This window comes from Amycolatopsis sp. NPDC058340 (assembly GCF_042723975.1).
Classification (GTDB): domain Bacteria; phylum Actinomycetota; class Actinomycetes; order Mycobacteriales; family Pseudonocardiaceae; genus Amycolatopsis.
Genome location: NZ_JBHXIB010000001.1, coordinates 117,242 through 136,801 on the forward strand (window position 1 = coordinate 117,242; position 19,560 = coordinate 136,801).

At 68.2% G+C, this 19,560-nt stretch carries 20 protein-coding genes and 1 pseudogene; 9 read left to right on the plus strand and 12 right to left on the minus strand.

The window, feature by feature from the left end:
- Positions 1 to 33: 33 nt before the first annotated feature.
- Positions 34 to 435, minus strand: coding sequence for a DUF4279 domain-containing protein (locus ACFWIW_RS00580; RefSeq protein ID WP_378366453.1), 402 nt, complete (start codon positions 433 to 435; stop codon positions 34 to 36).
- Positions 436 to 673: 238 nt separating this feature from the next.
- Here ACFWIW_RS00580 and ACFWIW_RS00585 point away from each other — a divergent pair, with 238 nt between their 5' ends.
- The gene (locus ACFWIW_RS00585) at positions 674 to 1,201 is read left to right on the plus strand and encodes a GNAT family N-acetyltransferase (RefSeq protein ID WP_378366454.1); all 528 of its coding nucleotides are present in this window, start codon (positions 674 to 676) and stop codon (positions 1,199 to 1,201) included.
- Here ACFWIW_RS00585 and ACFWIW_RS00590 read toward each other — a convergent pair.
- The 4 genes and pseudogenes from ACFWIW_RS00590 to ACFWIW_RS00605 all read right to left on the minus strand — a co-directional run bounded on the left by ACFWIW_RS00590 (position 1,198) and on the right by ACFWIW_RS00605 (position 4,702).
- Positions 1,198 to 1,536 (minus strand): annotated as a pseudogene (locus ACFWIW_RS00590) (MmcQ/YjbR family DNA-binding protein). The gene ACFWIW_RS00585 and the pseudogene ACFWIW_RS00590 overlap by 4 nt on opposite strands.
- Positions 1,537 to 1,647: 111 nt before the next feature.
- Entirely contained in the window at positions 1,648 to 3,333 is a 1,686-nt protein-coding gene (locus ACFWIW_RS00595; RefSeq protein ID WP_378366900.1) for a bifunctional metallophosphatase/5'-nucleotidase, read from the minus strand.
- A gap of 77 nt (positions 3,334 to 3,410) precedes the next feature.
- Complete coding sequence (locus tag ACFWIW_RS00600) at positions 3,411 to 4,199, minus strand: alpha/beta fold hydrolase (protein ID WP_378366455.1); 789 nt, start codon at positions 4,197 to 4,199, stop codon at positions 3,411 to 3,413.
- A 14-nt stretch (positions 4,200 to 4,213) separates the two neighbouring features.
- A complete protein-coding gene (locus tag ACFWIW_RS00605) occupies positions 4,214 to 4,702 on the minus strand; it encodes a GNAT family N-acetyltransferase (protein ID WP_378366456.1) in 489 nt (162 codons plus the stop codon).
- Positions 4,703 to 4,852: 150 nt separating this feature from the next.
- Here ACFWIW_RS00605 and ACFWIW_RS00610 point away from each other — a divergent pair, with 150 nt between their 5' ends.
- Positions 4,853 to 5,500 carry a VanZ family protein gene (locus tag ACFWIW_RS00610; protein WP_378366457.1) on the plus strand — a complete coding sequence of 216 codons (648 nt, stop codon included), beginning with the start codon at positions 4,853 to 4,855 and terminating at the stop codon, positions 5,498 to 5,500.
- Here the strand turns inward: ACFWIW_RS00610 and ACFWIW_RS00615 are convergent.
- Together ACFWIW_RS00615 and ACFWIW_RS00620 are read right to left on the minus strand one after the other, a co-directional pair.
- Positions 5,441 to 5,617 (minus strand): hypothetical protein, encoded by a 177-nt coding sequence (locus ACFWIW_RS00615; RefSeq protein ID WP_378366458.1) that lies wholly within the window; start codon positions 5,615 to 5,617, stop codon positions 5,441 to 5,443. The two genes, ACFWIW_RS00610 and ACFWIW_RS00615, sit on opposite strands and share 60 nt — an antisense overlap.
- Before the next feature lie 96 nt (positions 5,618 to 5,713).
- Positions 5,714 to 6,367 (minus strand): class I SAM-dependent methyltransferase, encoded by a 654-nt coding sequence (locus ACFWIW_RS00620; protein ID WP_378366459.1) that lies wholly within the window; start codon positions 6,365 to 6,367, stop codon positions 5,714 to 5,716.
- A gap of 28 nt (positions 6,368 to 6,395) precedes the next feature.
- Between ACFWIW_RS00620 and mug the strand changes: the two genes are divergently transcribed.
- The 6 genes from mug to ACFWIW_RS00650 all read left to right on the plus strand — a co-directional run bounded on the left by mug (position 6,396) and on the right by ACFWIW_RS00650 (position 11,531).
- Positions 6,396 to 6,947 (plus strand): G/U mismatch-specific DNA glycosylase, encoded by a 552-nt coding sequence (gene mug, locus ACFWIW_RS00625; RefSeq protein WP_378366460.1) that lies wholly within the window; start codon positions 6,396 to 6,398, stop codon positions 6,945 to 6,947.
- Between the two features lie 282 nt (positions 6,948 to 7,229).
- Positions 7,230 to 8,030 carry a response regulator transcription factor gene (locus tag ACFWIW_RS00630; RefSeq protein WP_378366461.1) on the plus strand — a complete coding sequence of 267 codons (801 nt, stop codon included), beginning with the start codon at positions 7,230 to 7,232 and terminating at the stop codon, positions 8,028 to 8,030.
- 150 nt (positions 8,031 to 8,180) lie between these two features.
- Positions 8,181 to 10,025, plus strand: a complete 1,845-nt coding sequence (locus ACFWIW_RS00635; protein ID WP_360957068.1) for an acyl-CoA dehydrogenase — start codon at positions 8,181 to 8,183, stop codon at positions 10,023 to 10,025.
- Between the two features lie 124 nt (positions 10,026 to 10,149).
- The gene (locus tag ACFWIW_RS00640) at positions 10,150 to 10,425 is read left to right on the plus strand and encodes a GlsB/YeaQ/YmgE family stress response membrane protein (RefSeq protein ID WP_378366462.1); all 276 of its coding nucleotides are present in this window, start codon (positions 10,150 to 10,152) and stop codon (positions 10,423 to 10,425) included.
- 73 nt (positions 10,426 to 10,498) lie between these two features.
- Positions 10,499 to 10,792: a GlsB/YeaQ/YmgE family stress response membrane protein gene (locus ACFWIW_RS00645; protein ID WP_038521684.1), complete on the plus strand. Its 294-nt coding sequence runs from the start codon at positions 10,499 to 10,501 to the stop codon at positions 10,790 to 10,792.
- A gap of 22 nt (positions 10,793 to 10,814) precedes the next feature.
- On the plus strand, positions 10,815 to 11,531 hold the full coding sequence (locus ACFWIW_RS00650; protein ID WP_378366463.1) for a leucine-rich repeat domain-containing protein: 717 nt from the start codon (positions 10,815 to 10,817) through the stop codon (positions 11,529 to 11,531).
- Between the two features lie 3 nt (positions 11,532 to 11,534).
- Here the strand turns inward: ACFWIW_RS00650 and ACFWIW_RS00655 are convergent, their stop codons facing one another.
- The 3 genes from ACFWIW_RS00655 to ACFWIW_RS00665 are packed head-to-tail and all read right to left on the minus strand — an operon-like array spanning position 11,535 to position 15,579.
- Positions 11,535 to 13,379: a VanW family protein gene (locus ACFWIW_RS00655; protein ID WP_378366464.1), complete on the minus strand. Its 1,845-nt coding sequence runs from the start codon at positions 13,377 to 13,379 to the stop codon at positions 11,535 to 11,537.
- 30 nt (positions 13,380 to 13,409) lie between these two features.
- Positions 13,410 to 13,703, minus strand: a complete 294-nt coding sequence (locus ACFWIW_RS00660; protein WP_007032412.1) for a co-chaperone GroES — start codon at positions 13,701 to 13,703, stop codon at positions 13,410 to 13,412.
- Positions 13,704 to 13,743: 40 nt separating this feature from the next.
- Positions 13,744 to 15,579, minus strand: coding sequence for an NHL domain-containing thioredoxin family protein (locus tag ACFWIW_RS00665; protein ID WP_378366465.1), 1,836 nt, complete (start codon positions 15,577 to 15,579; stop codon positions 13,744 to 13,746).
- Between the two features lie 152 nt (positions 15,580 to 15,731).
- Here ACFWIW_RS00665 and ACFWIW_RS00670 point away from each other — a divergent pair, with 152 nt between their 5' ends.
- Positions 15,732 to 16,301 carry a hypothetical protein gene (locus tag ACFWIW_RS00670; protein ID WP_378366466.1) on the plus strand — a complete coding sequence of 190 codons (570 nt, stop codon included), beginning with the start codon at positions 15,732 to 15,734 and terminating at the stop codon, positions 16,299 to 16,301.
- A gap of 142 nt (positions 16,302 to 16,443) precedes the next feature.
- Here ACFWIW_RS00670 and ACFWIW_RS00675 read toward each other — a convergent pair whose 3' ends face one another.
- On the minus strand, positions 16,444 to 16,905 hold the full coding sequence (locus ACFWIW_RS00675; RefSeq protein WP_378366467.1) for an SRPBCC family protein: 462 nt from the start codon (positions 16,903 to 16,905) through the stop codon (positions 16,444 to 16,446).
- A gap of 35 nt (positions 16,906 to 16,940) precedes the next feature.
- Positions 16,941 to 19,286, minus strand: coding sequence for an oxidoreductase (locus ACFWIW_RS00680; protein ID WP_378366468.1), 2,346 nt, complete (start codon positions 19,284 to 19,286; stop codon positions 16,941 to 16,943).
- Between the last annotated feature and the right edge of the window lie 274 nt (positions 19,287 to 19,560).

Consider the following 19,560-nt stretch of genomic DNA (forward strand, 5'->3'; position numbering starts at 1 on the left):
GGCGTTCCCGTCGCGCACCGGACCGGCGGAAGGTCATTCGCTGAGGTCGTACTCGTCGACGTCGAGCGCGGCGGCCGCTTCGGTGAGGAACGCGATCACGGCGGGCGAGAGGTGCCAGCCGAATTCCTCGCCGCCGTCACGGTGATGGAAGTAGCGCACCACCTGCAGCACCGCGCTCGCACCTTCGTCCACCAGCCGCCGGATTTCCGGGCGGACCGGGGCGAGCCTGCCGATCACGCTCTCGATCTGGTCGTCGACCGGTTCCGAACCGCGATGCGTCACCTTCCAGGCGTGCATCCGCGGCAACCGGTGTTCGGCGGACCGTGAGCCCAGTACCAGGACCTCGTCGGGCTCCATGCCGAGCCGCGCGGTGATCTCCCCGGCGGACACGGTTTCGCTCTTCAAGGCGAAGTAGCAGTACTGGTGGACCTTCATACGCCCGGCACCCTAGCTTTCGGGCAGGCTGACCAGGTGAAACGTGATCAATCGCTTATCGAACGTCTCGCGCGGGAACGCGACAACGCCGTCGCCGAAGGCATTCTCGTGACGCTGGCGGCGAAGTACGACGGCCCCGTTCGGCGCGAGGGTGCTGCTGGAAGTCCCCGTTAAGCGGTGGCTGCCCGAGGGCGTCGCCCAATAGTCTGGAAAGTCCGATACCGACTTGGGATGGACGATGCTGACCGGTGAACTGATCCGCTTGCGCCCGCTGGAACCCGAGGACGCGGACACGCTGTGGCGCTGGCACAACGACCCGGAGGTCACGCGCTGGCTGCCCGCGGACCACCCGGAATCCCTCGCCCAGATCCGCGAACGCTTCACCCGGCGGAAGCCCAACAGCTTCGGCCAGGTGGACTTCGCGATCGAGAGTCTCGCCGTCGGAACCTTGATCGGCACTTGCACGCTGCGCGACGCCACCCCGGAGCAGGGCCGCGCGGAACTCGACATCTACCTCGGCGAGAAGGACCACTGGGGCGGCGGTTACGGCACCGACGCCATGCGCACGCTCTGCCGCTACGGCTTCGACATGATGCGGCTGCACATGATCGCGCTGTGGGTCGTGGTCGACAACGAGGCCGCGATCCACGTCTACAAGAAGCTCGGGTTCCAGGTGGACGGCAGGCATCGGCAGTCGTTCCGCGGCCGGAACGGCCAATGGCACGACGAGTACTTGATGAGCCTGCTCGAAGGGGAACTCCGCTAGTCGTTCAGTCCTTTCGTGAGCCTGGCGGGTGCCTTCATCCGCCAGGCCTCCTCGATGAGTTCGCTCAACTGCGCCTTCTCCACCTTCTCGAGGTCGACGAGGATCGCGCCGTAGCCGTCGTAATGCGGCGTGGTGAAGTACGCGGGGTCACCGGAGGCCAGCAGGGCCTCCTTCTCCGCGTGCTCGCACAGCAGCATCTATCCGCCCTCGGCCTCGGTGCGCAGCCGGGCGAAGCTCTTGCCCGCGACCTTGAGCGACGGCGTGCGGTACGACGTGGACTCCTCGACCTCCGGCAACCTGCCCGCCAGAGCCACGACTTCTTCCCAGGTCGTCATGGCGGACATTGTGCCCTGGGTCACTGACAAAACCACCCCGTGAATGCAAGGAAAGGTCCCTTCCTCGCAAATTTTGCAAGGAAGGGACCTTTCATGGCTCACTCGCGAGGGCTACGGCAGCGCGGTGATCCGGTCCGGGGGCGGCGGCGCGATACCCGGGTGCGCGCCGAAGTACGCGATCAGCGCGTCCAGGTCCACCGGACCACCCGACAGGTCGGTCCCCTTCGTGAACTCGGTGAAACCGTCCCCGCCGGCGGCGAGGAAGTTGTTCACCGAAACGCGGTACGACGCCGCCGGGTCGATCGGCGTGCCGTCGAGCGTCAGGTTCGAGACGCGCGAACCCTGGGCCGCCGACGCCGAATAGGAGTACTTCAGCGACTTCGAGATCTGCAGGATCCGCACGACCCCGTTGGCCTGCCACTGCTGTTCGAGCACGTTCTTCAGATCCGCACCGGTGAGCGTGATCGTCTGCATGATGTTCGCGAACGGCTGCACGGCGAACGCCTCGCCGTAGGTCACGACGCCATCGCCCTCGCCGGCGGGCGAGGACAGGAAGGTGAAGTCGGTGCGGATGCCGCCCGGGTTCGTCATCGCGATCTGCGCGCCGTTCGACTTCGTCGCTTCGAGCTGCGCGTCGGCGATGACGTCGCCCAGCGGGGACTCGCCGGAGGCCGCGCCCTTGGCGACCAGGTCCGCGGTGATGGTGCCGACGGCCTTGTTCGCGATCGGCGCGGCCTTCGTCTTGGCCTCGTCGATCAGCTTCACCACGTCGGCGTCCGGAACGACGTCGCGGGTGACGATCTGGTTGTGCGCCTTGGTCTCGCCGCGGACGACGTCGCGGGTCCGGCGGTCGATCTTCAGGTCCACGACCGACAGCAGACGGCCGAACGACGCGCCTTGGATCACCGGACGCGGTGCGCCGTCGGGATCGTCGATCACGCAGTTGTACTGCTGGTGGCTGTGCCCGGTGAAGATGGCGTCCACTTTGGACGTCACCTGGCGCGCGATCGCGGTCGCGGCGCCCGGTTTGACCTTGCATTCGTCCGGACCGGCGGTCTCGGAGTTGTCGCCCTGGTGCAGCAGCACGACCTGCGCCTTGACGCCGAACCTGTCGAGCAGCTTGGCCGTGCGGTCGATGGCCTGTACCTCGTCGCCGAACTTGAGGCCCTTGATCGCCTCCGGGGTGACGACCTGCGGCAGATCCTTCAGTGTCGCGCCGATGACGCCGATCGGGACGCCACCGGAGACCTCGATGCTGAACGGCAGCAACGCCGGGACACCGTTCTCGTAGTACACATTGGACCCGAGGAAGGGGAAGTTCGCGCCCTTGAAGGACTCGCGGAACTGGCAGCCGTCGGTGGGGTGGCAGCCGCCATGCTGCATCCGGCGGAGTTCCTTGAGGCCCTCGTCGAATTCGTGGTTGCCCACGACGGAGGCTTCGACGTCGAGCTGGTTCAGCAGCTCGACCGTCGGCTCGTCGTGGAACAGCGCCGAGATCACCGGCGACGCGCCGATGCTGTCACCGGCCGACAGGACGACCGAGTTGCGCGCTTCGCCGCGAAGCTTCTTCAGATGCGTCGCGAGATAGGCGGCGCCGCCCGCGTTGACGGTCTTGCCGTCGGGCAGCGTGACACGGCCGCTCGAACCGGACGGCGGTTCGAGGTTTCCGTGCAGGTCGTTGAACGTGATCAGCCGGACGTCGGTGGTCGACGGCGCGGCGGACGCGGGCGCGGCGACGGCGGCCAGCGCGGTCAGCGCGGCACCGGTGACGACGGCCAGCCGGGTCGAGAGCTTCATTGTCGGGTGCACGGCGGAGGAGTCTGCCTTGCGGCTTTGACCTTCACCAGAGGAAAAAGGAGGACGATAGGCAACCGTCACATGGCGCGTGAGCTGCCGTCGAGCAGTACCCGCGCGACCAGTTCGGGCTCGTCGTTCATCGGCACGTGCCCGCAGCCGCGCAGCACCAGCAGCTCGGCCTCCGGCGCGATCCGGCGCAGTTCGGCGGCCTTCGGGCGGGCGAGGATGCGGTCGCGTTCCGCCCACGCGATGGTCACCGGCACGTCACGGACGACGCCGTCGAACCGGAAACCGCCGCGGGCCTGCTCCAGCGTCGGCCGGAAACCGGGGCAGCGGGCGAGCGCGCGGATGTCCTCCATGACGACCTGCGTGGTGAGCCGGTCCGGGCGGCCGACGATCATCCCGGTGAGCATCGACCGGCCCGCCGGAGTCGCGGCGAGCCGCCGCGCGGTGCGTTCGGGGATCCGCTCGGCGAGCAGGCGATGGGTGCGCAACATGCTCAGCGCGTATCGCTGCTGCCGCGGCGTCCACAGCCCGGCCGGCGACAACGCCGTCACGCTGCGGACGAGACCGGCTTCCCCGAGCGCGAGCGAGAGCAGCCCGCCGAGCGAGTTGCCCGCGACATGCGGTTTGCCGAGGCCGAGGTCGTCGAAGAACTTCCCGAACATCTCGATGGCCGCTTCGACGCCGTAACCCCCGGAGTGCGGCGCCGATTCGCCGAAACCGGGCAGATCGACGGTGATGACGTCACGGCGCGGGGTGAGCAGGCCGAGCACGGGCGACCAGGCCTGACGGCGATGGCCGACCCCGTGGATCAGCACCAAGGGCTCGCCTTTGCCCGCGCGGTCGAAGACGACGTTGTCCATCCCGCGAGGTTAAGCTATTTACTGCTACCGGCGGTAACAGGTAAATAAAGACGTTCACGCCGCCGGGTGACGTCGTTCGGCATCGGCTCCAGTTCACCCGTCGCGATGAACCCGAGCTTCAGGTACAGCCGCCGCGCCCGGTCGTTGTCCTCCGCGACGTGCAGCCACACCTCGCGCGCGCCGTCGCCCTCGGCGGCCGACCGCACCTCGTCCATCAGCCTGGCGCCCAGCCCCCGGCCTCGGGCTTCGGGCGCGACCCACATCGAGTAGACGATCCAGCCGTCGTCCCGCGCCCGTCCGGCGACGAGCCCCACCGCGCGGCCATCGTCGAAAGCGACGAACCAGGCGTCGGCGGTCAGCCTCGCGAGCCATTCCTCATCGGATTGCGCGCTTTCGGCGGCGGCGATCGAGCCGTAGTTCTCGGGGGTGTCCGTCAGGGCACGAAGGCGGACCTCGCGGAAGACGTCGAGGTCCGAGGGGACGAGCCGTCGAACGATCAGCATCCGGGCAGAATCCCACGTCGAGCGGTGGATCGCGGAGCGAATATCGCCGATCGGCCAAGATCGGGGTCGGCCACTCGGCCGATCCGGCCCCGGCCGCCGCGGCCCATCGACCGAAGTGGCGGGCCCCCGGTGATCCATAACGTCGTGGTCATGACGAACGCACAGGTCACCGCCCTGCAGTACGGCTTGATCGCCTTCTTCGCGCTCTGGGCGACGGCGCTGATCCCGCAGCTGATCGTGCTGCACGCGCGGCACGGCCGGGTGCGGCTTCGTCCCGTCCTGACCATGGCCGCCGTGTTGCTCTACGCGACGATGACGCTGGCGGTGACCTTCCTGCCGTTGCCAGGTCCGGGCGTCAAACGGCTGAGCCAGACCGTGCAGCTGCACCCGTTCCAGTGGGTCGCCGACATCCACACCGAACTGCTCAAACACGGGCTGCCGATGGCCGACTGGTTCACCACGCAGACCTTCCAGCAGGCCACCATGAACGTGCTGCTGTTCGTCCCGCTCGGCTTCTTCGCCAGGACGCTCTGGAAGCGCGGCCTCGCCGGCACGACGCTGATCGGCCTCGCCGCCTCACTGCTGATCGAGATCACGCAGCTGACCGCGAACTTCGGCACCGCGCCCTACGTCTACCGGATCTTCGACGTCGACGACCTGCTCAACAACACCGGTGGCGCGATGCTCGGCTGGATCGCCGGGGCCCTGCTGCTCAGCCTCGTGCGGAAGCCCGCTCCCTCAACGGTCGAGCTTCAGCTTCCGCGCGGCGAGCGGGTCGACCTCGCCCAGATCCGCTAGCCTCGCCTGCCGCCGCTGGGCCGCGCGCCGCGCGGCCCGCCGGTCTTCCGCGATCACCAGCACGGTGGCCACCACGAAGACCAACGCGACCAGGCCGAGGATGAGCGAGAGCTGCAAAACGCCTCCTCGGAACGACCTTGTGTGCGAGATCACAAACAGTACGCATATCGTGCTGAGTTGACCACCCCTTGAGACGAAAGTGGGTGTCGCAGGTCACTCGGGGTTTGCCGAGAACCACGTCCGGTCCTCGGTGCACCAGCGGTCGAAGACCAGGCCCGCGCTGGTCAGGGCGGCGTCGAGGGCCTTCGAGTCGAGCCGGCGGCAGGTGAACGCCTGGCTCCACCACCGGACGCCAGCCGAATACCGCACGACGGCCGACAGCAGATCTCCGTCACGAGCGATCTGGCCGAGCCGGACGTCCACCTCGCCGAGCGCGCCACCCTGACCGTCGCGGACCGAGTCGAACCACTCCGGCGGATGCCATTCGACGAGCACCCGCCCGCCGGACGCGACATGCGCGTGGGCGGTGGCCAGGAAGGCCGCCCGATCGGCTTCCGAAGCGGTGTTGACCAGGTGGCTGCCGAGCAGCACCACGTCGAAGACCCGGCCGAGCCGCAGGTCTTCGATCTTCGAGCACACCGTCTCGGCACGGACGTGGGCGAGCATCTCCGGCGAGTCGTCCACCGCGACCACCGGATGCCCGAGCTCCAGCAACGCGTGCGTGATCCGCCCGGCGCCGCTGCCGAGCTCCAGGATCGAAGCCCCCGCCGGGACCGCCGCGTGCACGATCTCCGGCTCGTCGCCAGGCGGCAGCAGCCGGTACACCTCCACCGAACAGCCGTCCGCCGTGAACGCCCCCTGCTCCATACCCGCCAGCGTGCCGGAAACTGGCCCGGTGAGGACGAAACCGACCAAGGACGAGCTGGCCGCCGCCTACGGCAAGACCATCGACGACGTCATCGCGCCCGATCTGGACGTGCTGTTCTGCGGGATCAACCCCGGCCTCTACTCGGGCGCGCTCGGCCTGCACTTCGCCCGGCCGGGGAATCGGTTCTGGCCCGCGCTGTACCGCGGCGGCTTCACCCCGCGTCTGCTCGACCCCGGCGAACAGGACGAACTGCTCGGCCTCGGTCTCGGCATCACGAACGTCGTCGCGCGGACGACGGCGCGGGCCGACGAGCTGACGGCGGACGAATTCCGGGAAGGCGGCCGTCTGCTCACGGCGAGGGTCGCCGAATTCCGGCCACACTGGCTCGCGGTGGTCGGGATCACGGCCTACCGGACGGCGTTCGGCCTGCCGAAGGCGAAGATCGGCCCGCAGGACACCGAGATCGGCGGAGCACGGGTCTGGGTACTGCCGAATCCGAGCGGGCTGAACGCGCATTGGACGCCAGCGGCGCTCGGAGACGAGTTCGGGCGCCTCCGCGCCGAAGTCCACTCTGAGTAGTGAACTGGTCAGGATCTCCCGCTCGCGCGCTCATTCGAGCAAGAGATCCACAACCAGCTGATACACAGAGTTTGCCGCGACGAGGCGATACATCTATGAGGGGGATATCGCGTCACGTGCCCCGGGCTACTGACTCGTAATAGTTACGAGGTGTCATCTCTGTCCGGTCCCGCAGGGGGGACCGGTTGACGAGGGTGACCACGCCGGGGGGCAGTGGTCACCGAATGGACTTCCGAGTCCTCTCGTCCGGAGATGGCGGGCAGAAAAACGGAGGGGTCCGTGATGCGAAGCATCGAGCCGAACCGAACGCAGGCCGGCAGGCCTGGCGGACTGTCGCCAGGCGGCCGCGGACTCGGCGTGGCCGCCGTCGATCCGATCCCGATCTTCTGCGAGGGATTGAGTTCGCTGGTCCACCGCACGCCGGGACTGCAGTGGCTCGGCCACGCGGCGAGCCATCACGCCGCACTCCAGCTGTGCGAGCAGCTCAAACCGGACGTCATCGTGCTGGATTCGGCGCTCGACCCGAACTGCCATCTGTCCCGGCTGCTCAGCGGCGGCGACCCGGCGCTGGTCATCATCACGATGATCAGAGACACCAATCGCACCCAGCAGTACCTCGCCGCGGCGATCGCGGCGGGCGTGCACGCGATCGTGCCGCGGGCGACCGACGGACGGCACCTGGCCGAGGCGATCCGGCGCGCGCACAGCGATCGCCGTTACATCGACCCGACGCTGGCGGCGCTGACGGCGCGGCCGAAGCGCCAGCCTGTGCTCCCGAAGCCGGGCGAGGCTCCCAAGCCGGCGACCGCGCGCGGCCTGATGCCGCTGTCGCGCCGCGAGTACCAGGTCCTGCAACTGGTGGCCGAGGGGCTGGAGAACTCCGGGATCGCGAAGATCCTGTTCCTGTCCGTGGAAACCGTGCGGACGCACGTCAAGAGCATCCTGCGCAAGCTTTCGGCCCGCGACCGCACACATGCGGTGACCATCGCGTTCCGCTCCGGCATCCTGGTCGCGAATCCGGACGACGCGCACACCCCGGCCGAGGCGCCCGCGGCCACATCGATCGCGCCGTCGCCCCGCTGAACCGGCACCGAGACCCCCCGTATTGCTGATTTACACATCACAACAGTGGCCATTCACTTGCCGCCGGTTACCCACAGGTAATATCCTGAAGTTACCGGCGAGTAGGGGACGTGTGCCCGGCCGGGGAGCCGAACACATTGGAGTGACGAAATGGGCCACTACAAGAGCAACGTCCGAGACCTGGAGTTCAACCTCTTCGAGGTCCTCGGCGTGCAGGACCGCCTCGGCAAGGGCGTCCTCGCGGAATCCGACGAGGAGACCGCCCGCGGCGTGCTGACCGAGCTGAACAAGCTCGCTTCCGGTCCCCTCGCCGACTCGTACGCCGACGCGGACCGCAACCCGCCGGTGTACGACCCGAAGACCTTCTCGGTGAAGATCCCCGAGTCGTTCAAGAAGAGCTACCAGGCGCTGATGGACGGCGAATGGTGGCGGCTGGGCCTGCCGAACGAGCTTGGCGGTTTCGGCCTGCCCCCGACCGTGCAGTGGGCCGCGGCCGAGCTGATCCTCGGTGCCAACGCGCCGCTGTTCATGTACATGGCGGGCCCGAACTTCGCCGGCATCGTCGACAAGAACGGCACCGACGAGCAGAAGCGCTGGGCGCAGATCATGATCGACCGCGGCTGGGGCGCCACCATGGTGCTCACCGAGCCCGACGCCGGTTCCGACGTCGGCGCCGGCCGCGCCAAGGCCGTCAAGCAGGAGGACGGCTCCTGGCACATCGACGGCGTGAAGCGGTTCATCACCTCGGCCGAGAACGACATGGTCGAGAACATCATGCACCTGGTGCTGGCCCGTCCCGAGGGCCCCGGCATCGAGACCAAGCCGGGCACCAAGGGCCTTTCGCTCTTCCTCGTGCCGAAGTTCCACTTCGACGGCGAGACCGGTGAGCTTGGCGAGCGCAACGGCGCCTTCGTCACCAACGTCGAGCACAAGATGGGCATCAAGGCCTCCACCACCTGCGAGCTGACCTTCGGCCAGCACGGCACCCCCGCCAAGGGCTGGCTGCTCGGCGAGGTGCACGACGGCATCGCGCAGATGTTCCAGGTCATCGAGTACGCCCGTATGATGGTCGGCACGAAGGCCATCGCGACGCTGTCGACCGGCTACCTCAACGCGCTCGAGTACGCCAAGGAGCGCGTCCAGGGCGCCGACCTGCCGAACATGCTGAACAAGGCCGCGCCGCGCGTCACCATCACCCACCACCCGGACGTCCGCCGCTCGCTGATGCTGCAGAAGGCGTACGCCGAGGGCCTGCGCGCGGTGTACCTCTACACCGCGACCTTCCAGGACCAGGTGTGGACCGGCGAGGGCGACGAGGCTTCGCAGAAGATCGCGCACGGCGTCAACGACCTGCTGCTGCCGATCGTCAAGGGCGTCGGCTCCGAGCGCGCGACCGAGCAGCTCGTGCAGTCGCTGCAGACCCTCGGCGGGTCCGGCTTCCTGCAGGACTACCCGATCGAGCAGTACATCCGTGACGCGAAGATCGACTCGCTGTACGAAGGCACCACGGCCATCCAGTCGCTGGACTTCTTCTTCCGCAAGATCGTGCGCGACAAGGGCGCTTCGCTGGCCTACGTCGCCGGGGAGATCACGAAGACCATCGAGTCGGAGATCGGCAACGGGCGGCTCAAGAACGAGCGCGGGCTGCTCAAGCAGGCGCTCGAGGACACCCAGGGCATGCTCGGCTCCCTGATCGGCTACCTGACCTCGTCGCAGGAAGACCCGCAGAACATCAACAAGGTCGGCCAGCACACGGTCCGCCTGCTGATGTCGGTCGGCGACCTGCTCATCGGCTGGCAGCTCATCAAGCACGCCGAGGTCGCCATCGGCAAGCTCGACGCGGGCGCGTCGGCGAAGGACGTCCCGTTCTACGAGGGCAAGCTCGCCGTGGCGTCGTTCTTCGCGAAGAACGTGCTGCCGGAGCTGACGTCGCGCCGCGCGATCGTCGAGGCCGCGGACAACAGCCTCATGGACATCCCCGAGGCCGCGTTCTAAACGGTTTCGTGACGAAGAGCCCTCTCCGGTCCGGAGGGGGCTCTTCGTGGTTTCGAGGGGGATTTCCGGGGGAATTTCCGTGCTGAGTCCGCCCGTCGGCGGAGACCTCGGCAAAGGAGTCTCAATGGCAGTCACCGGCATCATCACGGCGATCGTGGTCGGTTTGGTCCTCGGGGTGCTCGGCAGGTTCTTCGCCCCCGGCAAGCAGTCCATCCCGATCTGGCTGACCATCGTCGTCGGTATCGTCGCCGCCTTCATCGGCACCGCGATCGCCCGTGGGCTCGGCTACGCGGACACGAAGGGCTTCGACTGGCTCGAACTCATCACCCAGATCGTCATCGCCGGTATCGGGGTCACGCTGGCCGCGAACCTCTACGGACGCCGCAGTGTCACCCGGTAAGGGGTCTTGAGGCGCGACGAGCCGGTTTCGGTGTCACCGTGGGTTCACTCGATTCTCCAGCGAAGGAGGAACCATGTTGGGTGGCCTTTGGGGCATCATCACCACGATCGTGGTCGGGCTGATCCTCGGCGTCATCGGCCGGATGATCGCGCCCGGCGATCAGAAGATCCCGATGTGGCTGACGATCGTCGTCGGCATCGTCGCCGCGTTCATCGGCAACTGGCTGGCCGGCGTGTTCGGCGTCCGTGACACCGCGGGCATCGACTGGATCCGGCACGCCTTCCAGGTCGGCGCGGCCATCGTCGGCGTCATCGCCGCGGCCGCGATCTACGCGAAGATCAAGGGCGGGCATCGCGCCGCGACCTGACCGAGGACTACGGTCGGCCCCTGTGACCACTCGACTCGAACTCGGTGGCCAGGGGCTGACCTCCCTGTCCGGAATCCCCCTCCCGCCGGCGCTGGAGTACCTGGATCTGTACGACAACCGGCTGACGTCCGTTCCCGACGAGCTGTGGTCGCTTTCCGGGCTCCGCGTGCTGAATCTGGCCGCCAACCGGCTGACCGCCGTGTCGCCCTCGATCGGCGCGTTGCGGAATCTGCACACGCTGGACCTGGGGCACAACGAACTTTCCGTCCTGCCGGACGAACTCGGCGAGCTTTCCGGGCTGACGGAATACCTCTACGTGAGCGACAACCGGTTGACCGAGTTCCCCGCCGCGCTGTGTTCGCTCGGACGGCTGAAGTATCTGGGATGCACGGACAATCGCATTCCCACCCTTCCGGAAGATCTCTCCGGGCTGGCCTCGTTGCGCGAATTCCGCTTGTACGGCAACGGGCTGACCGCGATTCCGGAATCGATGGGGACGCTTTCCGCGTTACGCGAACTGCATCTGCGGAAGAACCGGCTGACGTCCTTGCCGTCCTCCATCGGGGACCTGAGCGAGCTGCGTCAGCTGGACCTGCGGGAGAACGGGCTCACCTCGCTGCCGGAGTCCATCACCCGGCTGTCCAAATTGGACAAACTGGATCTGCGGTGGAACAAGGAACTGCGCGAGCCGTCGTGGCTCGCGGAGTTCGAAGCGCGGGGCTGCATGGTGCTGCGGTGAAGCTCAGGCGCAGATGATCGCCGTCCTCGGCGAGTAGGTGGCGTTGCGGGTCTCCCGGCGGACCTCCGTACCGGTGACGACATCGATGAGCACGCGGGTGTCCGAGGTGCCGAATCCGGCGGCGCCGGGATCCGGGACGCAGCCCGGCCCCGAGCCCATCTGCACCGGCTGAGGGACGTAAGAGTGCCGCTCGCCGCCGATGCTCTGCACCGAAAACCGTTTGGTACCCCAGATCCGCACGGTCACCGAGCCGTTGGCGGGGATCGCCTGGATCGCGATCCCGGTCGGGGCGTCGTTGACGATCTGCAGATCGACCGGCGATCCGTCGGCGTTGATCGCTTTGGCGTCGCGCGCGACCGGATATCGGTCCAGGTAGTTGTCGTGTTCGAGATGACCGCCGTCGGCGAGGCCTGCCAGGTACGCGGCGTTGTAGAGCGTCGTCGCGAGCTGCGAGACCCCGCCGCCGACCACGACCGGCCCGGTGCCGTCCTCGTTCACCGGGGCGGGCACGTAGCCGGCCTCCGCCGTCCTCGGCCCGGACCGCGCGCCGAGGCTGAACCGCTCGTTCGGCTTCACGATGGTGCCCGAGACCCTGGCGGCCAGCGCCTGCACGTTCGTCATCGCCGGCCCGCTCAACCCCGACGTGGTGAACTCGCCGATGACCTCGTTGATGCCGAGGACGTTCGCCGCCTCGGTGCTGACGGCGGGGCTGCTGGCGTCGTAGACCGCCTTCAGCTCTCGCTCTTCGCTCTTGGCGAGCGTCGTGGTGAGCGAGGAGAACGTGAGATCCCAGTTGACCTTCCGCGCGTCCTTCGACGGCTGGACCGCCGGCCGGTCGCCGACGAAGACGATCTGCGCGTCCGCCCCGTCGGTCTCGGTCTCCTTGAGCTGCGGCTGCGCCACCGCCCGCAGTTTGCCCTGGTCGATACGCACTTCGAGGTTGCCGTCGTCGCGCGCGGCGAACTGGAAGGACCCCGCGATCGCGTCCGGTTTCAGCGTCGCGTCCTTGCCTTCGCCGCGGATGATCAGCGGCTTCGCGACGGCGGGGACGACGATCTTGACGAGCGCCGCGTGCACACCGGCCGAAGTCGCCTTCACCGGCGAGACGTTCACCTTCAGCTCGACACCGTCGTCGCTCAGCCAGCCGTCGGTGACAGCGGTGACCGCTTCCTTGACGTCGGCGAGGGTCTGCCCGTTCCGCGGCTCGACCGCGGCCGGGACGACCCCGCCGTCGGTGCCCGCGATCGGCTGGAAGGTGATGTTCCCTTCGACCGGCGGACGGTTGAGCTGCGTGGCGGCGAGGTCCGAGACGGCCTTTTCGAGCTTCGGCGCGTCGGTCCAGGTGACGACGCCGACCTCACGGCTGGTGAAGAACGACATGAGCCGCGTGTACGGGCTCAGCGGCTGATGCCCGGCGCGGCCCAGCGTCTGCGGCCAGTCCAGGCCGAGACCGGACGACGTCGGGTACAGCACGGTGCGAACGTCGCCCGCGCGTACCCGGACCGGCTCGATCAGGCGCGGCTCCAGCTCACGGCGGAGCTTCGCCTCGGCCTCCTTGTGCGTGAGACCGCCGACGTCGATCCCCACGACCGTGACGCCGCGCGGGACGTCCCCGGCGCTGACGATCAGATCGACCGCGTACAGGAGCACGAACAGGCCCATGAGCACGCCTGTGGCCATGAGGACCTTGCCGAGTCCCTTGCGGAACTTCGACGCGGGCGTCGGCGGCGGATGCACCACCCTGTCGCCCTCGAAGAGCTCGTCTACCAGGCCCTCGTCCGTTTCGGGGGCCGAGAGGATGTCTTCGGTGAACAGGTCGGCGCCCGGTTCGTCATGGTCTTCGCGCACCGCCCCTCACCACCCCTCCCGTGGCTCGAGTTACAGGTACAACCCCGTGCCGTGTTCGGTCCGTTCGGTCGCCACGGCGTGGATGTCGCGTTCCCGCATCACCAGGTGCCCCTCGCCCTGGATCTCGACCTCGTGCTGGTCGTCCGGGTTGAACAGCACACGGTCACCGGTCTTGACGTTCCGCACACTGTTGCCCACGCCCAGTACATCACCCCAGGCGAGCCGCCGCGCCACCTGCGCGGTGGCTGGGATGACGATGCCGCCGGAACTTCGGCGCTCCCCGTCCTCGGGGGACAGCTTCACGAGCACCCTGTCCTGCAGCATCTGAATCTCGAGTTTCGGCCGATCTGACACGAGTACGACTTTACTTACCCGGGTCGCCCGCCATGACCAGGCTCAGCACGCTTTCTCCACCCTTTTCGAACCGCACCGGCACACCCCAGTCCTGGCGGGTGATGCGGCAGGCGGGATGCTCGCCACCGTCGTCACAGCTCGCGGCCTGCGCGACGACCTGCAGAACCCCTCCGGAGACGCCCTCCGCGAAACGGAGCTTGCGGAACAGGTCGGTGCCCACCCCGGCGCCGTCGGCGAGCAGTTCCGGCGGCGACGCGCTGATCTCCAGCCGCGTCGACGGGCCGAACCGGTCGTCGAGCTTCTCACCGGGCGGCGGGGTGAAGACGACGGAGAACTCCAACTCACCCGGCGCGAGCACGGTCGGCGGACGACGGACCGCGTGCGCGTCGCCCGCCACGGCCTGCTCGCCGAGCGGCACCGGCCCGATCCGGCCGGCCGCCGACTCGACGACCAGCAGTTCGCCGTCGTGCACCAGCAGACCGGACGGCTCCGCGAGCCCGGTCGCGAGTGTGGTCACCTGGCGGGTGAGCGGGTCGTAGCGGCGGATGGCGCCGTTGTAGGTGTCGGCGATCGCGACGGTGTCGCCGGGAAGCACGGCGAGGCCGAGCGGATGCTGCAGGAGTGCCTTGTCGGCAGGTCCGTCGACGTGGCCGAAGGAGAACAAGTCGACGCCGACGGCGGTGTGCACGGTGAACGTCTCGCCCTCGGGCTCGATCCAGCGCAGCGCCGACGTCTCCGCGTCCGCGAGCCAGAGCTTCTGCCCGTCGGGTGTGAGGCCGGACGTCTGCGCGAAGAACGCTTCGTGAACGTCGCCGTCACGCAGGCCTTCGACGGTCGTGCCGGCGAAGCGGCGGATGCTGCCCGAGACCGGCTCGAACACGCTCAGCGTGTGGTTGCCCGCCATGGCGACCACGACGCCGCCAGCGGGACCCCACCAGGCGACGTCCCAGGGGCTGGTGAGGTCGATGTCGAGCGCCTTGCCGGTGTCGACGCCGTCGCGCCACTGGCGGCCGGTGCCGGCGACCGTGGAAACCTCGCCGGTGATCAGGTCGATCCCGCGCAGGCGATGCCCGGCCGTATCGGCGACGACGGCGTGATAGCCCGCGCGCTCGGCGACCTCGTACGGCAACAGGGTGATCCCGGACGGCTCGGTGAAGCTCGCCAGATCGAAGGGGCCGTCCTGCGCGCCGCGCTCACCGCTGCCGAAGCGGCGGATGATCGTCTCGCTGTCGGACGCGAACTCGACGATGGAGTGGTTGCCGGTGTCGGCGACCAGGATGCGGCCTTCGGCGGTGGTGACGGCCTTGCTCGGGAACCGCAGCTCGGTGCGCTGCTCCTCGGCCGGGACGTACGGGCTGCCGCCGCGGCGCAGCGTGCCCTTGGCCTCGTGGGTCGCGACGAGATCGGCGATCACCCGGCGCAGCGCCTCGGCGTGCCCCTCGCCGGCGGCGACGTGGACGACGTAACCCTCGGGGTCGACGACGACCAGCGTCGGCCACGCCTTGACCGCGTACTGCGACCAGGTGGCCATCTTCGGGTCGTTGAGGACCGGGTGGTGCACCTCGTAGCGCCGCACGGCGGCCTCGATCGCGGCCGCCTCGCCCTCGTGCAGGAACTTCGGCGAATGCACGCCGATGGTCACCAGGACGTCGGCGAACTCGGCCTCCAGCGGGCGGAGCTCGTCCAGCACGTGCAGGCAGTTGATGCAGCCACTGGTCCAGAAGTCCAGCAGGACGACGCGGCCGCGCAGCCCGGCGAGCGTGATCCGCTCGCCGCCGGTGTTGAGCCACACGTCGCCGTCGAGCTCGGGTGCCCGTACGCGGGACTGCGTTCGTGGGGAAGTCACGACATGAGTGAACTACACGCTCGGCCGTGCTGTTCCGAGGTCCAGGCGTTGAGAGGGCGAGCTCACCCCAGGGGAGGAGCCTCATGTGGGTGATGAGGGAGTGGTGTTAAAAGGGAAGGCGCCTTCGCGTTGCGCAATTTAGGCTCGAACACATGTCCACTGTTGAGCACGCCTTCACCATCGAGGAGGCACACGACCTCCAGGCGAGCTTGGCCGAACCCGTGCGTCCCGGGTTGAGCGAGGCCGAGCTCGACGACGTCGAAGCCCGCTTCGGCTTCCGGTTCGCCGCCGACCACCGGACATTCCTGTCCGCCGGGGTGCCGATCGGCGACCGCTGGCCGGACTGGCGCTGCGGTAACCCCGACCAGCTGCGAAAACGCCTGGACTGGCCGGTCGACGGGGTGCTTTACGACGTCGAACACAACGGCTTCTGGCTGCCGGACTGGGGCATGCGCCCGATCGACGTCGCCGACGCGCTCTCGCGGGCCCGATCGCATCTGGCGCTCGCCCCGCAGCTGGTGCCCGTCTGCGGGCACCGATATCTGCCCGGGATCGCCGGGAGCACGGGATATCCGGTGCTGTCGGTGTATCAGACCGACATCGTCTACTACGGCTACGACCTGCGGGGATACCTGCGGCACGACTTCTGCGGCCAGCCACTGGGGCCGCCTCCGGAGGGCGGGCCGCGGCACGTCGAGTTCTGGTCGCGGTTCGTGGAATGAACGGCCCGTTCATGGCTTGAGTTTTTGGGTTGGGACCGCTACATGTGGTTGCTTTGGGCGTGATTCGTCACCACATGTACCCCAAGTGGTAGCAAAGGTCCCTTGCTCTTTTCGGTGATCCGGGACCTGCCGTGCTATGGGGTCAGGACTCGGCGGCGGCCTTCAGCCGGGCCAGCGTCGCGGCGATGTTCGCCCGGTTGGCGTCGTCCCGTTTCCAGACCCCGGTGAACAGCGACGTCGGCCCTCGCAGCCAGCCCGGCCGCCGGTCCCACGTGCTCTCGACGGCCACGCAACCGTCTCCCGAAGCCTCGATGTCGTACTGCCAGCGCGCGACCGGAAGACCGGCGAAGGTGGTCACCTCGAAAGCGAACCGCTTGCCCTCGTCGGCGTCGGTGATCGTCGAGAGCGTGCTCCAGCGACGGAGCATGCGGCGGTTCCGGCCACGGAACTTGGCGCCGACGACGGCCCCCGCGGCACCGACCCAGCGGTGCCCCTCGTATTCCTCGGCCATGCCCGCGAGCACACCCGGGTCACTGACCAGGGAATACACCTTCTCGGGCGGGGCGGCGATCGCGATCTTTCCGGTGGCGCTGGGCTCCGTCATGACATACCTCCGTACTGATGGTATGTGAAATACCCTCAGTTGTCGCGGCGGAGCATGCGACTGATCCCGGCCGCGACCGTCGTCGCCAGCACCCAGCCCGACGCGGTGAACCCGGCCGCGACCCAGTTGTCCACGCCGTGCATGTACCAGCGTGACTTGTTGCCGAAGTCGACGATCGGGACCAGCAGGTCGATCGTGTACAGCACCGGGTTCCACTGCAGCCCGGTGTCGTCCTGGTTGACCAGGCAGCGCGGCCCGCTCACCGTGAGATTGGGCTTGGTGACGCAATCGTCGACCCCGAACCCGAACCACAGGCTCCCCAGCACGAGCAACGTCAACAGCCAGCCGAGCGCACGCACGGGACGGAAGCCGTAGCCGACCATCGACCGCTGCAGCCAGCTCCACACATGCACACCGGGCCCGAAGAACTTGAAGCCCTTCGCCAGCGCCTCGTACCGGAATTGCTGCTTCTTCAGCAGCACCGTGGAGGCGTGCTCTTCATTACCGGACGCGCGCAGCGTCGCCGCCAACTGGTCGTAGGGGCCGGGGCGGTAACCGTCCATCGCCTTGCGCAGCAACACGATGCGATGGTCGATCGCCCGGTCGTCGTCGAGCGCGATGTCCTCCTGCAGTGCGTCGTAACGGAAATCCTCCAGCTCGATGCCCGTCGCCGACGCCCAGAACGCCTCGTTGTCGCCCAGCGTCCCGCAATGCGCGCGGCGCAGCACGATCCGGCCGTCGGGCGGAACGGCGGGTGTGAGCAGGAATTCGTCGGCCGACACGTCACTGCCGTCGAGCGCGATCCCGTGCTGTGGCAGGGAACCGAGCCGCGCACCGCGGAAGTCGACGCGTCGCGCGACCTGCGCGCCGTCGAGGTTGACCCCGCCCTGCGCGACGAACGGACGTTCCTTGTTCTCCGTCAGGATCAGATCCCGGCCGATCCGTGCGGTGCGGACGTCCAGCGAGTAGCTGGTCCGCGTGCGCGCCCCGGGTTCGGTCAGGCTCGTGCCGAAGAGGTTGACGCTTCCGCCGATCTCGGCGCCCTGTAACCGCAAAGTGCCCTGGACGGTCGCGTCCGTGAGCTGGAAGTTGCCCGCGACCTTCGCGCGCCGCGCGGAAAAGACGTCGCGGCGCGGGTGCAGGAACATCGAGTTCCACGCCAGCACGTTGCCGCCGACGGTGATGTCGGCCATGCGCAGCTGCCCGGACGGCACCCGCAGGCTCGTCGCCTCCAGATCGCCGCCGATGGTGGTCCCGTCGAGATGGATCGCGCGGTCGTAGTAGGGAATGCTCTGCCCGCGGACGACCTGGACCTCGGCGCCCGCCAGCCGCAGCGAACCGCCGATGCGGGCGTTGACCATCCGCAGCGTCCCGGTGGCCTGCATACCGTCGCTCAGCTCGAGGTTTCCGTTGACCGTCGAACGATCCGCGACCAACGCCGGCCGCGGATCGATGTACGGATCGTTCGACTTCCACGCGTCGACGACGATCGGCCCGGACTGGTTCACCGAAAGCTTGGCCTCGCGGAAGATGATGTCACTGTCCACAGTGGCGCTCGGCAGGTACATGATCCCACTGGCGGAGAAGCGTTTCCGCTGCGCGGCGGGCCCGTAGTTGTCCACCTCGCACAACAGGCTGCCGCCGATGTGGATCCCGTTGCCGTTGAGCGCGAAGCCGTCCCGGTTGTTCAGCGTCGCGCCGGAGAAGTTGACGTTACCGCCGGCGCGCATACCCGGGATGCGGACTTCTCCGTTGGCCACCAACCGATACGCCAGCAGCGCGCCGACGATGTTGACCCGGTCGGCCTGGATCGCCTTGCCGCGAGGATGAGTGATCACCGTGCGGGTCAGCACGACCGAACCCTCGATGACCGCGTCGGTGAGATTGACCGCCGCGTTCGGCATCCCGCGCTCGCGATCGTCGCCGCGCTGGACCGTGGTCTCCTCGATCTCGTGCTCGGCGTCGACGTGCACGACACTGCGGATGAGGCGAACGTCGTTGCGGGTGCGGAGATTGCGCGCCTTGAGCCCGGGCAGCCAGCATTTGCGGAACACGAGCCCGAGCAGATGCGCCTCGCGGACGTCCGGCGGATGCTCGAACCGGCACCGCTCGAAGCGGAACAGATACTTGATGTCGGCGGCGCGCAGATCGAGCGTCCCGGTGATGTACGCGTCCTCGACCTGCACGATCGGCGCATTGGTCGCCTGACGACGCCACCGGAGCAGCCCCGTCGTCCCCGGCTTCATCAACTCGGACGCCGGGACCTCGTACCGCTTGTCGGGGTTCGGGTCGAACGGGTCGAGCGGCGGCAGGGACGTGTCGCCGTTCTGGTCACCTTCCCCCGGATCGCGCGGCCCGTTGTTGCGCCGAAAACCCGGCATCGTTTCGCTTCCCTCCCCCGTCGTTTCCCGGCCCCCAGCGAAGCCGATCACGCACGGGGTTCGCAAGTGGCCCGGGAAAGTAGACCGCAACCTGCCACGAGATCACGACGGCAGAACGGCCGCCTCGGGTGCTGGAACAGGTCGTTTGCGTCCGCGGCGGTGATCTTGACCGGATTCGCCGCCGGGGCGGCGGTTCGCTGCTACGGTCACTCACCGGAGTCAATGGTGGACTACTGGTAGGTCGCGCCCTTCGCGGCCCGTGCGGGGAGGCACG